The sequence below is a fragment of the Nostoc sp. LPT genome (assembly GCF_017115165.1).
Lineage (GTDB): Bacteria > Cyanobacteriota > Cyanobacteriia > Cyanobacteriales > Nostocaceae > Nostoc.
On sequence record NZ_JABXKF010000042.1, the window covers coordinates 16,593 to 32,206 of the forward strand.

The window sequence follows — 15,614 nt, forward strand, 5'->3', positions numbered from 1 at the left end:
CAAAGCGTCCAGAAATGACGGAAACATTGGGATAATAAGTAAATTCAGCAGATTTAGTTTACCCAGAAAGACCAATGTTAAAGACTTTGGCATCGAGATTGTAAAGTTCTGCATTCAAGCGTAACAATTCAAAGACAGGGGGAATAGGTTCAAAAGCATAGATTTTTACCTTTGGGCAAGCTTGAGCAGCAAATAAACTAAACAAACCGATATTCGCCCCGACATCAAAAATGCAGTCCCCTTCATCAAGGGTAATTCCATGTTGTAAATAGGATTGCTCGGTAAATATTTCTTGATAAAGAAATTCTGTTTCCGTTTTATTGAGATGAGCGATCATCATCCCATTGGGTAACTCATAGAGAGAGCGATCGCTCAGTATACCCTGCTCTTTTAAACTCACCAAATTGAGAATGGTTGAAGCTTGGATATGGTCAGGAACAATATAGGCTACCAATCGCTTATTATTAGGTTCATCCTCTCTGGCAAGTACAACACATTCTTGCACACCTTGATGCCCAGAAAGTAGTGCTTTAATTTCTCCTAACTCAATCCGAAAGCCCCGAATTTTGACTTGATGATCGATGCGTCCTTTATACTCAAGCTCACCTGTAGGCAAATATCGCGCTAAATCTCCCGTTTTGTATAAACGCCCTTGCTGCTGATTGCTAAAGGGATTGGGTACAAACCGCTCCTGGGTCAGTTCACTGCGCCGCCAATATCCCCTCGCTACACCACCACCGCCAACATAAAGTTCTCCTACCACCCCAATGGGTACAGGTTGTTGGTATTTGTCCAGCAGGTAAATCTGTAAGTCGGAAATTGGCTGCCCAATTAAGCTACTAGTGGCTTTGACATCAGCTAAAGTTAAACGACGGATTGTCACATGAACCGTTGTTTCTGTAATGCCGTACATATTTACTAACTGGGGCAGTTGATCCCCATGCCGCTCAAACCAAGGCTGCAACAAAGGTAACGAGAGTGCTTCTCCGCCAAATATCACTACCCGTAAACTCAATTTTTCTGTTGTCTTGGAGTGTTCATCAACTTGAATTAGTTGGTAAAAAGCGGATGGAGTTTGGTTGAGAACAGTCACTTGTTCAGCAATCAGTAAGTTGTAGAATGCTTGCGAGTCTCGGCTCACCTCGTAAGGCACAACCACAACACACCCGCCATACAGCAACCCTCCCCACAGTTCCCAAACCGAAAAGTCAAATGCAAACGAATGGAATAGCGTCCATACATCCGTTTCATTGAACTGATAGCAACTTTCCGTAGCTTTAAATAACCGAACGACATTCTGATGAGTGATTAATACCCCTTTGGGCTTTCCTGTAGAGCCGGATGTATAAATCATGTACGCTAGGTTATCACTCTGCACACCACTGACTAGGTTATTTCCGGGGTACTGAGCAATTTTGTCTGCCTCTTCATCTAAACAGACAACAAAATTGCTCTGATCTAAAGTGTTGCGTAATTGCGAATTCGTTACCAACACTTGCACTTGTGCATCTTCTAGTATGTGGTTCAACCGTTCTTGCGGATTACTGGGGTCTAGTGGTATATATGCCCCTCCGGCTTTGAGTATTCCCAATATGCCCACGATCATTTCTAGTGAACGTTCTACACAAATGCCTACTAATGTTTCTGGTTTTACACCCAGAGTTTGCAAGTGATACGCTATTTTGTTAGCCTGCTGATTCAATTCCCGATAAGTCAGCTGTTGCCCTGCAAACTTAAGTGCTACAGCTTCGGGTGTCTTCTCCACCTGTGCTTCAAACAACTCATGCAAACACAGAAACTCAGACTCAATCTCCTGTATTTCTTTCCCTAGCAACTGCTCCCTTTCTGTAACGCTGAGTATTGACAAATTGCCGATACACTGATCTGGAGATTCAACAATTCTTGCTAGCAAAGTCTGAAAATGTCCACTGCTGCGCTGGATTATTTCTTCATTAAACAGATAGGCGTTGTACTCTAGTTTCCCTTGCAGTTGTGAGTTTGTTTCCCACAAATTTAAGGTTAAATCAAAGGTTGCTCCGGCTGTTGGTTTATTCAACTCCAGTACTGTTGTCATAACTCCTGCGAGTTGCAATTCCTCCTGAGTGATAGTTTCTAGAGTGAACATCACTTGCAAAAGGGAATTATTACCTGATTTGCGATCTATTTTCAGAGCTTCAATAACTTTAACAAAGGGAACCTCACTATGAGCATACGCTTCTAAAACAACCTTTTGTACTTCAGTTAACAGTTCTCGAAAGGTAGGATTATCAGGAATCTGAATACGTAAACCCAGTGTATTGACAAAAGCACCAATAAGTGGATTTGTCTGCACTGAGGTGCGATTAGCAATCACAGTTCCGACAATTAAATCCTCCTGATGAGTGTAGCGGGAAAGTAAGATGGCGAAAGCAGTCAAGAGGGTGGTAAAAAACGTTGTCCCAGACTGTTGACTTAACTGCTTTAACTTGTAAGTCACCTCAGTACTCACAGACAACGGAACTATACCAGATTGAAACGCTTGCTTTGTATTATGATTGCGCTCGCCGCTTAAGTAGGGTAGTTCCAAAATAGGCACAACGTCTGCCAACTTTTGCTGCCAGTAGTTTAATTGTTGGTGAAATTTCTCCAGAGCGATCTGTTGATTTTGCCAATGAGCAAAATCAGCATATTGAATCGGGAGTTCTGGTAAAGAAGCTATTTTTCCTGTTGAAACTTCTTGATACAGAGCTGATAATTCCCGCAAAAATACCTGAATTGACCAATCATCACAAATAATGTGGTGCAGATTGAACATCAACAAGTGAATGTGAGGAAGAAGACGGATTAAAGTCACTCGCCACACAGGAGACTGATTCAAATCAAAAGCACGGGTACGCTCTTGCAAAAGAAGTTGTTGTGCTTGAGAAATGCGCTCAGTTTCTGATAAGTTCTGCAAGTCAATTACAGGAATCTCAAAGTTCAGGTGAGGTGTAATCACCTGTCCTGGCGAACCATCCACCACCTTAAACCCAGTCCTTAGAATGGAATGACGCTCAATTAGACATTGGATTGCTCGCTCGAAGCTGGGAATATCCAGATCCCCTTCCAAGCGAAACGCCCTCACCATGTTGTAGATATAATTTGACTCTTCTAGGTGATGAAGTAGCCAAAACTGTTGTTGAGTCAAGGACAAAGGCAGATCATTTTTTATAGTTGCATCAACAGGTTTAATGGTTGATTGTGACTCAAGTACTGATTGATTTAGGAATGCTAAAATTTCTGTTTTGTGTGTTTTTATTTGAGCCAGTATATCTGAAGTTAGAATACCTTTAGGTGCTTGATAGCGGAGATTGTTGCCATCAGCCCAGATTTTGATATTGAGGCGACCAAGTTCTAACAACAGTTCATCAAGCGTTTTCATAGCATCCCTTCATCATAATCATCTGTGCTATCAGGCACTTCCTTTTGTACTAATATCCGACAAGTGTTTTCAATACGTTTGGCTAGTTGAGCGATCGTTGGTAATTCAAATACAGTAATTAAAGGAATATTTATTGAGAAAGTGTTAAATAATTGGGCAATCAGTTGATTAACAAGTAGGGAATGACCCCCTAATTCAAAAAAGTTATCATGAATCCCAATTTCTTCTATTCCAAGAATTTGAGTCCAGATGTCAACCAGTATTTGCTCAGTAGAAGTGCGAGGCAAAACTAAATTTTCTGACGGCGCTCTTTGCGCCTGACTGAAAGCGGGTAAACCCAAACGATCAACTTTGCCATTGGGCGTTAGGGGAAGCGCTTCTAAAGTCATAAAAGTTGAGGGAACCATGTAGTCTGGTAGGCTTTCTAAGAGCAGACTTCGTAGTTCTCGGAGTGAGAGTGCTTGTTGAGGAGCCGGCACAATATACGCTCTTAGATGTTGCTCACCCAGATGATCGGGTGATTCTACGACAGCAGCCTCTCGGATAAGGTTGGTATTAATCAATGCCATTTCGACTTCCGAAATGTCGATGCGGTAGCCCCTGACTTTCACCTGGAAGTCTTTTCTGCCTAAGTGCAAAAGGCAGCCATCTGGCAACATACAGCCTAAGTCGCCCGTTTTATACAGTAGTTTATTTTCTTGTTGTACATCTTTTAAGAGTACTGCTTCGGTCAAGTCTGGTTTTTGCCAATAACCACAAAACAGATAACGACTTCTAACTACGATTTCACCAATCTGATTAAACTCAACTGGTTGATCCTGTTCATCAACTAACAAAACCTCATGATCCTCAACTGCGTAGCCAGCTGGTACAGTACTGCCAAGAATTTCCGTTTCCTGATCAACAAAGTACTGCCGAATTGGGCTAATTTCTGAACCTCCCAAATTGGCAACAAAAATACAGTCATTAGAGAAATGCTGCTTGAAAAGTTCTACATCTTTTTTGTAGACTGTCTCACTTCCTACCTGAATCAGGCGCAGTTTGGGGAACTTCTCCTGTTGAGTTAAGGTGTTGACAAAATGGCGAAACATAGTCGCCACGGCAAAAAAGATGGTTATTTCTTGCTGGTTCAGCCAGTTACTTAAACCTATTAACCCTTCTTGTTTAACGTCATACGGCAGAAGAGTTGCACCATTGAGCAAGGAGCAGAAGATATCCCTGACAGCACCAGCAAAATTTGGGGAGTATAAAAGCGCTAGCCTGTCATTGGCACAAATATGACCACTGTTGGTATAGTTCATCGTCAAATGCAGAACATAACGATGGTTTTGGATTACGCCTTTGGGCTGCCCTGTTGATCCAGAGGTATAAATGATGTAGGCAAAATTATCTGGTTGCAGAGGTAAATCTAGATTTTCACAAGAAATGCTGGAATCTATCTCATCAATATTGAGTATTTCTAAGCCGCTGATTTGCAATTTTTTGGCAAATGAGATATTTTTGCTATCTGTTAGCAATAAACCTGCTTGTGAATCTTTGAGAATATAGTTAATTCTTGCTTGTGGCAGCGAGGTATCTAGTGGTACATAAAACTTACCAACTTTCAATACACCCAGAATTGCAGCAATTATCGAAGCACCACTTTCAAATAATATTGCAATCGGTTCTGCTTGGCGATCGCCTTCGGCGCAGCGAAGCTGAACGCGCTTGATTAAGATAGCCCTGGCTATCCGATTGGCGAACTGATTCAGGGCATTATATGTGAACACATACTCCCTAGTCTTAACAGCAATCTGTTCAGGATGCAGATGTACTTGTTTTTGAAAGCGCTCAGGAACCGATAGTTCAACATCTTTCTTGTCGAACTTTACAAAGGGGTTATTTGGGTGGACATGATGTCTCTGAATTAACTGTTGCAACGGGTTATTCATCGTTGATTTTCATGATTAGAGCTATTTAATTTTTCTTAGTGTTAATGACTCACTGTCCTCAAATTCTGCAAGGATTTAAGTCTACTGTTCAAAGTTAGTTGCACAGGATCAATAATTTCCAATTCTGATAAGAACCCCTTCACTTGCTTAAAAGTGCTAGTTTTCAACCATTCCAGCAAGTAGGGAATTTCGCTACATCCAGCGATAATGCAGTCAACAGTAGGCTGGAGCTTGAGTAGCTCAACGAAAAAATGTTCACCGACTTGACAAGCAAAATTGTAGTCAGATGTTTTTACTCCTTGATAAATAGATTGCATTAATATTGATTGCAACTGATCATTAGGTTCTAAGCAAACAATACTCACTTCTTGAAGAGGTCGAGAGTAAACACACCCTAACCGCGTTGCTGTAGTACAGAGAATTAAAGGCTGACAAAAGTTTCGTTGTTGCAAGTACTGTATTGTAGTGTCAATCAAAGAGATCCATTGCAGTCTGAAAAAAATCTTTGAATAATCAAGCAGGAGTTGCTGCATCACTTCAGGTAAGAAATAATGAGCGCCATTGCACAGAACGATCAACTCAACAGGTTCAACACTAGAGCAAATGTACTGCATCGCTTCTCGGATAGCGATCGCCAGCATTACCACCAAATCCGGCTCTTGAGATGCACCAATTTGAATCTTTTGTTGAATGGCTGTAGTCCGATTAGGCAGCGAACAAGCTTGAAACAGAACAATTTCTCTACTATTGTGGAACATCTGACAGGCTATCTCAAAAGCTCCCAAACCAGCTAGAGGCCCCATTCCACCCAATAGTAGTAAAGGAGGCGCTTGAGTCTGTTTTGGTTTCAGTACAATCACTTCATTGGGGTAACTTTGATCCTCAACAGCTTCTGAACGTAGCTTTTTGTTTTGAGCGATCGCACACAGATGTTGTCGAAAATCTAAAGTTGCAGCAATAGCTTGTTGAGCATCGTTAAAAAAATGTTGCGCTTGAGGTTTAAGGCACGGATAGCAGATGTTTTGCTGCATTTATTTCTTGTCTCATCTCTATAGTTAGTGCTTCCATTACAGTACCTAACCGAGTCAGGTACTCCTTAAACAAAAGTTTTGCTTGTGTATAGTCAATTGGAGTATTAGTAGCTTCGCTGTACTCATTCAAGGCTTTGACGACCACTTGAAAGTGAGCCACTTCCGTTTCATCTGCAACATGAACACCGATATAGAACAGAGCTTTTTCTTTTTCTTCAGGGGAGAAGTGGTAATATTTGTCAATTAATTCTGAAACAGCAAATAAGGCTCGCGTATACTCACCGTGGTTGTAAATTTCTGAGAACATATTTGTGAGTAAACCTTTGGAAATATCATCTACCACCATGTTGTGATATATCCATTTCTGAAAATCACGCGCTTGGGGTAAACAATATTCTTCTAATTGCCAAGGATAATTGCCTAAAAAGCTGTTAGCAAAATCTTCATAGAGTGCAGCGTGAGTTACACCTTCGTAGTCTAATCCCAAATCTTCGTGACTAGTTTCAGCATTGAAGGCACTAGCTAACATTAATTGTTCCCGTTCTTGAGTATCTCTGCTTAAAGCAAGACGTTGTAAACGGCAACATAGGCCATATATAGCTAACATTTTCAAGTGTGTAGCTTTCCAGGAATAAAAGAATGTAGCTAGCATTTTGCTTGACCAGCAATGAGTAGGTAACAGCTCAAAAAAGTTTTCACAATGTTGAAGTGGCTCACTAGCTTCCAAAAAACTCTGACTCAAAGCCTGTTGCAACTTTTCGTCAGAAACCATGTTGATGATACTGGTAATCGTGCTGATAATGCTGGATGTTGACGCGATCATAAATATAATATAGATGTTAAAGGTTAAAAACTCCCTTTTCGCCAGGAAGATTGTATCAATCTTTTTCAAGCTAATATTGGGCATATTTTTCAGGTTGTCAGCAATAGAATCCGTTACTAAAATTCATACTTACAGAGGCTTAGAAATTCTCATGTAAACGAATAAAAACCAAAATAGTAAATATGAATTTTTTGGATAACTTTTGCAAATACCCTTGCTCTAGGAGTTTATTAAAGCATTTTCATTTGAAATCAAACAAGTACATAAATGTCATATATTTATCTTTGCTGCAAGATATTTTTAGTTACTGCCTCACAGATTAATTTTTTGTCAATATATAAGTATCACAACTTTGAACATACAATGTCATAAATATTATTCTTATACATATATATGAATAATTTGTCAATATATAAAATTCATATCTTTATTTAAAATGTATTAACTTTGATAACAGAAAATCAAATATAAATTATTAATTAAATATTGCTATATTGAGAGACAATTCATTGTAGGCGGTAGTTTATTGTTATTTAAACTAGCTCAAAACAATGATTGCCCAAGAAATTATCAAACGCTATGCAGCTAAGGAAAGAGATTTTCAACACCTGAATTTAAGCCAGATTTATTTGCAGGGTGTTGATTTTAGTGGTGTTGATTTTAGCTATGCTAACCTCAGTAGTGCCAATCTCAGTGAGGCTAACTTAAGTTATGCCACCCTGGTTTGGACAGATTTAAATCGAGCAGACTTCCAAAAAGCCAATTTGCAAAACGCAAACTTGTTAAATGTGAGTCTACTGTGGGCAAACTTAAGTTACGCTAATCTAACTAGAGTAAACTTAACCAATGCTCACTTAAATTATGCCAAGCTTGATTCTGTCTGCTTACGAGAGGCAAATTTAACAGATACTGATTTAGAAAATGCTTGTTTGACTCAAGCAGACTTAACTGGGGCAAATTTGTTTAAAGCAAGTCTCAAAGCCACAGATTGCACTGGCGCTAAGTTTGATGATGCTAATCTTCGCCAATCCAACTGGGAAGGGGCGATTTTATGTGCTGCTTCTTTACAACGAGTTGATTTGGAACGAGCGCAATTACAGGATACTATTTTAAAGGGAGCCGACTTAACAGAATCAGATTTAATTAAAGCGGACTTGAGTAGTGCAGATTTGAGTGATGCAATTTTACGTCAAGCTGCCTTGGAGTTAGCCTGTTTATTTAATGCAGACTTGAGTCGTGCTAATTTAAAGTTAGCTTCTTTATTTAACGCCAACTTAGAGGAGGCGGTTCTAAATGGGGCAAATTTGAGTGATAGTGATTTAAGACATGCAAATTTCACAAATACCCAATTAGATGAGGTAAATTTTTCCGGTTCTCGCGTTAAGGGAGCGCTATTTACTGATGCTATTGGGTTAACCCCTCAACAAAAGCAATGGTTGAGGAAAAATGGAGCATTAAATATTTCTGATTTGTAGAAAGAATTTCACGTATGCGTCAAGAGAGGCGCAAAGAAGAGAAACAAGAGAAATATTTAGTGTTCACAAACAATTTAGAATTGCTGTATTAGGAAATGGAGCTTTAAATACCTTTAGTTTTGAACAGAGATGAGGAGCATAGAACAAATTATCGAATGCACTGAAACATTAATTAATGATAAGACAGGAAAATCGCTCTCATTTATTCAAAAAGCTGTCTTGTCAGCATCTCTATTGGAAACAAAAAAAAATTATGCACAAATCGCTATAGAAAACAACTACTCAGAGAACTATATTAGGCAATTGGTTGCTCCTAAATTGTGGCAACTACTTTCTAATAGTCTTGGCGAGAAAGTTAATCGCACTAATTGTCGTGCTGTGCTAGAGCAACGACTAGATAATTCATTTTTGCAAACAATATCTCAGCCTACACATATGTGGCAAAAGATAAATTTAGAACCTCCAGATGGGCAAGTTCCGCTTTCTTCTACCTTGTATATTGAGCGGGGTTTAGAACAAGTCTGTTATCAAGCAATTCTTCAACCTCGTGCGTTTATCCACATCAAAGCACCGCGAAAGATGGGGAAAACTTCTTTAATGACTAGAATTCTTGCTTATGGTAGTTCGCATGGTTATCATACTGTAAGGTTAAGTTTACATCGTGCTGAAACAGAAGTTTTTAGCTCATTAGAAAAATTTTTACGTTGGTTCTGTGCAAATGTTACTCATCAGTTAGGAATAAAGTCAAAGCTAGAGGAATATTGGGACGAGGATATGGGTGATTTGATGAACTGTACTATCTATTTTCAAGGGTATGTTTTACAGGAAATCAATACTCCCTTAATCTTAGCGTTAGATGAAGTGAATAAGTTGTTTGAATATCCTCAATTGACTCGTGATTTCTTGGGCCTATTGCGCTCATGGTATGAAGAAACTAGAGATATATCAATTTGGCAAAAATTACGAGTGTTAATTGTTAAATCTACCGATATATATATTAATTTAGAGATTAACAAATCTCCTTTTAATATAGGGTTAGCAATTGATTTACCTGTTTTTACAAGATTGCAGTTAGAGGATTTAGCCCAACGTCACAGACTCCAACTTACAGCTTTCCAATTTGAACAATTAATGGCACTGACAGGAGGATTTCCTTACTTGGTGCGACTGGCATTTTATCATAGCGTTCAACATCAAATTCCTGTGGACGATATACTACAAGATACCACGAATGATACTGGAATTTTTAGTGAGCATTTGCACAATCAGTTATACTCTATTCTGCAAAGTCCTGATTTGGTTGATGCTTTTCAACAAGTTATTAGGTCAACTGTACCGATTAGCTTAGAGCAAGAAGTAGCATTTAAGTTAAAAAGTTTAGGGCTGATATATCTAGAAAATAAAACTGCAACAGTTAGTTGTGGGTTATATAGAAAGTATTTTAGTGATTACTTTATTAATGAAACAGCAATTTTAAATAATTCGTAATAAACAAGATCACAAAATTCCCGACTTATTTAAGAAGTCGGGAATCTGTAACTTTGAATAAAAAACAAATTGACTCATGTTGAAAGTAGTAAACATTCCTAGACAGTACTCTTGGTATTTGAAAATATTATATATAATCTTATTTTTTAGTAATATATTTACTTATTTTCTTATTTGTTATTACCCAGCTAACGCTCAAATAATACCCGATAACACTTTAGGAACTGAAAAATCTACTATTACCCCTCAAAATCTTCATGAATTAGTTGGTGGAGGCGCAATTCGCGGTGGTAATCTTTTCCATAGTTTTCAAGAATTTAATGTTAATCAAGGGCAGCAGGTTTATTTTACTAATCCAGTAGGCATTAATAACATCCTCACTCGCGTTACCGGAAATCATATATCTAAGATTTTCGGCACATTAGGTATAGATGGTACCGCGAATTTATTTTTGATTAATCCTAATGGGATTGTTTTTGGTAAAAATGCTCGATTAGATATCGCAGGTTCTCTTGTAGCTAGTACTGCAAATGCAATTAAATTAGGAGAAAATGGGTTATTTAGTGCAACAGAACCACAAAATAGTAATTTACTCACAATTCAGCCAACAGTTTTATTTGCTAATGCCTTGCACCAACAACAAGCAAAGATTAGTGTAGAAGGAAATTTAACAATAGGTAGTAGACAAACTCTTACGTTACAAGGAGAGATTGTTACTAACACAGGTTCTTTGACTGTACCAGGGGGAACGGTGCAGATTTTAGGAAATCAGGTGAGCTTATTAAATAATGCCACTATTAACACTGATGCTCTTAATAATGGCAATGGTGGCACTGTAATTATTAAAGCAAATGATCTAACCCGTTTTGAGGGTAATATTAGTGCCCGTGGCGGTGAAAATTCTGGGAACGGTGGTTTTGTAGAAGTATCAGGTGGCAGAGTTGAATTTGCTGGTACTGTGGATACTAGTGCGTCAAATGGCTCATTTGGTAGATTACTGCTTGACCCTAAAGATATTTTGATTCAACCTGGGGGAACTCTTAGCGGTCAAAGTGTGAGCCAAGCGTTAGCGCTAAATAATGTAAGTTTGCAGGCGAGTAACGATATCACTGTTGATGATGATATTACTGGTATCGCAACAAACAGTCTCAGCTTAGAAGCGGGGCGCTCGCTCACCATTAATCCCAACCGCAGTATCATTCTCAATGGTGGTAATTTTAGCGCCAAAATTAACGATGAAAATGCGATCGCAACCGTTAGAGATGCTGGAGTAGCGCAGTTTCTCATGAACCCAGGTTCCCAAATCCTTACCAATGGCGGGAATGCAACTATTACATCAGGAAAGTTTGGGCAAAATAGTCAAATTAATACTACCGATGCATCCATCATTTCTGCAAAAAGTGGCGGTAATGGTGGCGACATTGCCCTAAACGCCATCAATGATATTACAACTGGTAATTTAATTAGTGGGTTTTTCAATATACCCAATATCACCGACTCCATAAATAGCGGTGACATTACTATCAATAGCAGCGCAGGCGGAATTACCACTACTAACTATCTGTTAGCTAATGCTCAACAGCAAGCAGGAGATATTTCACTACTAGCCGCAGCTAATCTTAGCCTCAATGCCGCAGGCGACTTTCCTCGTTCGGGTAATATCGCTTCTATTGGAGACACACCAGGAAAAATTACATTTACTAGTGGTAATATCCTTTCTGGTAAAAATATTCGTATTGTCAATGCAAACTTAGGTGCTGATAAAGGCAATGACATTACCCTCACCGCCCGCTCAATCTTTCTGGACACTACATCTATTTTCGCCTTAGCCAGGGGTAAAGGTAAAGGGGGAAATATGATTCTCAATGCTACAGATGATGTAGTGATGCGGACAAGCGATATTGGTACAAATTCTGATGCGGCGTTGGCTGTAAATCTTCCTACTGGTGCTAGCGGCGATGCTGGGGATTTTACTCTCAATGCTCGTCGGTTGAGCGTTAGCAAAGATCCAACAGCTTTTTTCCCTTTTAGAGCAACTACCATAAGTACTGGAACTGACGCAAACACAACGGGTAATGCCGGGAATTTAACAATTAATGCTTCAGAATCCATAGAAGTTATCGGTCGTCAACCCACAACCCCGATACTTACCCCTAGCCAATTAGTGAGCCAACTTCTACAAGGAACGGGAGTAGGTATAAGCACAAATGCTTTCGGGAGTGGTAACGCTGGCAAACTGACGGTTAACACTGGGCGCTTAGTGCTTCGAGATGCAGGTGGAATTACCACGTTTCCAGTGTCAGGTAATGGCGGAGATTTAACAATTAATGCTACAGAAATATTGTTGCAGAATTTTGCCGGGATTCAAACGGCAACTGCTGGTTCCGGGCAAGCCGGGAATTTGACAATTAACGCTGATAATGTAACGCTCACCAATAGGTCGATAATCAATGCAACGGCGTTAGCTGGTACGGGCAATGCTGGTAACTTAACTTTATCAGTTAAACAACTAAATGTCCGTGATGATTCTATTGTCTCCTCAGCAACTACAGGAGAGGGGAATGCAGCAACATTAAATCTCAACGCTACCGACAAAGTAGAAGTGGTGGGGACTTTCGCAGACAATGGCGGTTTTCCCAGTAGCATCGGAACGAGTTCCTTGAGTCCAATTGGTGGTAATGCTGGGCCTTTGAATATTACGACTGGGCAGTTAATTGTCCGCCAAGGAGGAGAGATTTCTACCGCTACCGTTGGTCAAGGAAATGGCGCACCCATTACAATTAATACCCGCACGCTGCAATTAAATAACGGTAGGATTAACGCTTCCACAGCTGGTGCTGGTGACGGCGGTGATATTACTATCAACGCCAGCGACTCTGTAGAAGTTGCTGGAAATGGATTTGCAGACTTGCAACAAAAAATTATCAATCCAGCTTATGCGGGTACTCTCAACCTTGATAACTTTGACCAGGGAATTGTTGCTGTCAGCGCAGGCCAAGGTAAAGCCGGAAATGTTGTGATTCAAACTCCGAATTTTCTTAGCCGCAATAGTGGATTAATTGCTACTACTGCTTTGCGTCAAGGACAAGGAGGGAATATTACCCTTGATAGCAGTAATACCTTCGAGTTAGATAACTCTTTTATCGGTACAGGAACATTAACCAATGCCGAATCTGGCAATGTTAACCTAACAGCGCGTCAACTTACAGCCAAAGGAGGCGCACAGGTATTTACTACTACCTTTGGTTCTGGAAAAGCCGGGGATTTAACAGTTAATGCTTTCGAGTCCATTGATTTAATTGACCCCTCCCAGCAGGGTTTCGGCTCAGGCTTATTTGCTTCTTCGGCTCAAACTGCTGCCGGAAACGGGGGAGACATTAATATCAACATTCCCAATGGTGACTTAAATATCCGCGATCGCGCCACCGTATCTGTCAGCGCTTTAGGAACAGGCAATGCTGGAGATGTCAATATTGATGCCCGTGCAATCTCTATTAATCAAGGTTCCATCACTGCTACCAGCGTTTCTGGACAAGGAGGTAACATCAACCTTAAGGTAGCCAATAACCTACTTTTACGAAATAACAGTCAAATTTCCACCCGTGCGGGAACTGAAAACAGTGGCGGTGGTAATGGTGGCAATATCAATATTAATAGTGAATTTATTATTGCTGTCCCTCAAGAAAACAGTGACATCACCGCCAATGCTTTTGCAGGAAATGGTGGGGATATCAACATTACGACTCAAGGTATTTTTGGCTTACAAGTTAATGACAAACTCACCCCAAATAGTGATATCACCGCCAGTTCTCAATTAGGCATCAATGGCATCGTTGATATTAATGCTCCAGATGTTGACCCTACTAGAGGATTAACTCAATTACCTTCTGTGCCTACCGATCCTGCAAATCAAATTGTGGCAGGTTGCCCTAGCAACGAAGAAGCAAATTTTGTGATTAGCGGACGGGGAGGTTTACCAGAAGACCCCCGCCAAGTGTTGCGTGGTCAGGTAGTTTTACAAGATATGCGAGTTGGTGCAGAAAGTTCCTTAAATAAACTTTCAGGGCAAATTAGCAATAGAAAAGTACCAGATATAAAAGCGCAACCACCACTACTAGAAGCTACTGGATGGATGATTAATCAACGAGGACAGCTAGAATTAGTGGCAAATACTACCCAAGTACAACCTGATGGTGAGAGAAATAAAGGTGATTGTGGAAAATTATAAGGGAAATGCCGAAAACCCTATATCTGCAAAACTACCCATTTAATTAGGCACTGTACAATTTTATTTCTTGGAAGTCCCTCTATTGATTATTTAGCCGTTTCTGACCACCAAGGGAAAGGCGCAGACGACATAGGTTTGGAACTCGGATTACCAATTTTCGCCGTTTCTATCGATGCAGTCGTAGCGATGGAAGCCACCACACCTTTGAAACTAATCGGTTTCTCATCTTTGTAAGTGATGGTTCCATTCAGGGTTTGTCCGCCATCTTTAGACTCAACATTGATCTCAACGATGTCCTTGTTAGTACGGGAACCAAGCACCCATGTAAACTCCCGAGGGGAATTCCCTGCGGTTTCGACCACGGTGTAAGAATTACGACTGGTGGAGCGGGTAGCTTGACAAGAACCCGTACTGGCAATAAGCTCATCAGAAATACCATCCCAGTAGTTTCCAACCAGGGTTTTTCCGTCATCGTTAGACTTAATGTTGATGCTATTGATGATGCCTGTCTTATTTGTCCTATTAAAGTCATAGAGACCGATCACCCAGATGCCATCATCATGCCACGATCCATCTGTCTGAATTTGCACTTGATACTGATTTTTTACTTGATCTGGAGTCGGCAAGGCAACAGAGCGCAGAGAGACAGGCTCGTGAGCTACTGGGGTTTGCTGAGCATCAGATTGTACAAAAACAGGTTCTTGAGCTACAGGTTCTTGAGCAACTGAAGTCGGCTGTGCAACAGAGCGCACAAAAACAGGCTCTAAGATCCACGAATCACTAGCATTTTTCACAGTGGTTATATAACCCTGATTCTTTGTATCGGGAGCTAGTCTTTGATTGCTGTAGGATATGTTGGTGATGCAAACGCGATCGCCATAGAAAATTGACCCTGCCTTGCCATCAGCTTTAGTAATCTTCCAACTCTGTTTCCCGTCATCATAGCCATCTTGCCAATAGTAACAATCATGGCTATCAGCAAAAGCCCCCAAAATATTATTGTTGCCTGTTACCTCTTCTGTCGTTCTGATTTTAATGTAATTGGTAGAAGTTACTTCTCCTTGACCGCCTACTAGTTGAAGCCCTACTTTTCCCGTTGTGCTCAACTGCGGCCAGTTGCGTCGTCCGCGATCGGCATTAACAAGGTATTTTCCGCTCTCGTGTTTAAGATAAAAGCTATCACCTCACATCTTGCACCTGGAAATATGAATGTCAAAACCACAACTAAGTGCAAGGAG

General features: G+C 40.2%; 8 protein-coding genes. 3 read left to right on the forward strand and 5 right to left on the reverse strand.

Going from position 1 to position 15,614, the window contains the following annotated elements; genetic code table 11:
• Positions 1-58: 58 nt before the first annotated feature.
• Genes HWQ58_RS09520 through HWQ58_RS09535 form a run of 4 tightly spaced genes read right to left on the reverse strand, consistent with a single transcriptional unit; the run spans position 59 to position 7,185 of the window.
• The gene (locus tag HWQ58_RS09520) at positions 59-3,400 is read right to left on the reverse strand and encodes an amino acid adenylation domain-containing protein (RefSeq protein WP_292860850.1); all 3,342 of its coding nucleotides are present in this window, start codon (positions 3,398-3,400) and stop codon (positions 59-61) included.
• On the reverse strand, positions 3,397-5,331 hold the full coding sequence (locus HWQ58_RS09525; RefSeq protein ID WP_292860853.1) for a non-ribosomal peptide synthetase: 1,935 nt from the start codon (positions 5,329-5,331) through the stop codon (positions 3,397-3,399). The genes HWQ58_RS09520 and HWQ58_RS09525 overlap by 4 nt, the downstream gene beginning before the upstream one ends.
• A 41-nt stretch (positions 5,332-5,372) precedes the next feature.
• Positions 5,373-6,362, reverse strand: coding sequence for an aspartate/glutamate racemase family protein (locus tag HWQ58_RS09530; RefSeq protein ID WP_292860856.1), 990 nt, complete (start codon positions 6,360-6,362; stop codon positions 5,373-5,375).
• Positions 6,331-7,185, reverse strand: a complete 855-nt coding sequence (locus tag HWQ58_RS09535) for a hypothetical protein (protein ID WP_292860860.1) — start codon at positions 7,183-7,185, stop codon at positions 6,331-6,333. The genes HWQ58_RS09530 and HWQ58_RS09535 overlap by 32 nt, the downstream gene beginning before the upstream one ends.
• Positions 7,186-7,736: 551 nt before the next feature.
• On the opposite strand from HWQ58_RS09535, the gene HWQ58_RS09540 reads away from it, so the two are divergent.
• The 3 genes from HWQ58_RS09540 to HWQ58_RS09550 all read left to right on the forward strand — a co-directional run bounded on the left by HWQ58_RS09540 (position 7,737) and on the right by HWQ58_RS09550 (position 14,376).
• Complete coding sequence (locus HWQ58_RS09540; RefSeq protein ID WP_292860863.1) at positions 7,737-8,660, forward strand: pentapeptide repeat-containing protein; 924 nt, start codon at positions 7,737-7,739, stop codon at positions 8,658-8,660.
• Between the two features lie 129 nt (positions 8,661-8,789).
• The gene (locus tag HWQ58_RS09545; protein ID WP_292860866.1) at positions 8,790-10,148 is read left to right on the forward strand and encodes an AAA-like domain-containing protein; all 1,359 of its coding nucleotides are present in this window, start codon (positions 8,790-8,792) and stop codon (positions 10,146-10,148) included.
• Positions 10,149-10,224: 76 nt separating this feature from the next.
• On the forward strand, positions 10,225-14,376 hold the full coding sequence (locus tag HWQ58_RS09550) for a filamentous hemagglutinin N-terminal domain-containing protein (protein WP_292860869.1): 4,152 nt from the start codon (positions 10,225-10,227) through the stop codon (positions 14,374-14,376).
• A gap of 86 nt (positions 14,377-14,462) precedes the next feature.
• On the opposite strand, the gene HWQ58_RS09555 is transcribed toward HWQ58_RS09550, so the two are convergent.
• Positions 14,463-15,482: a hypothetical protein gene (locus HWQ58_RS09555; RefSeq protein ID WP_292860872.1), complete on the reverse strand. Its 1,020-nt coding sequence runs from the start codon at positions 15,480-15,482 to the stop codon at positions 14,463-14,465.
• Positions 15,483-15,614 lie beyond the last annotated feature (132 nt).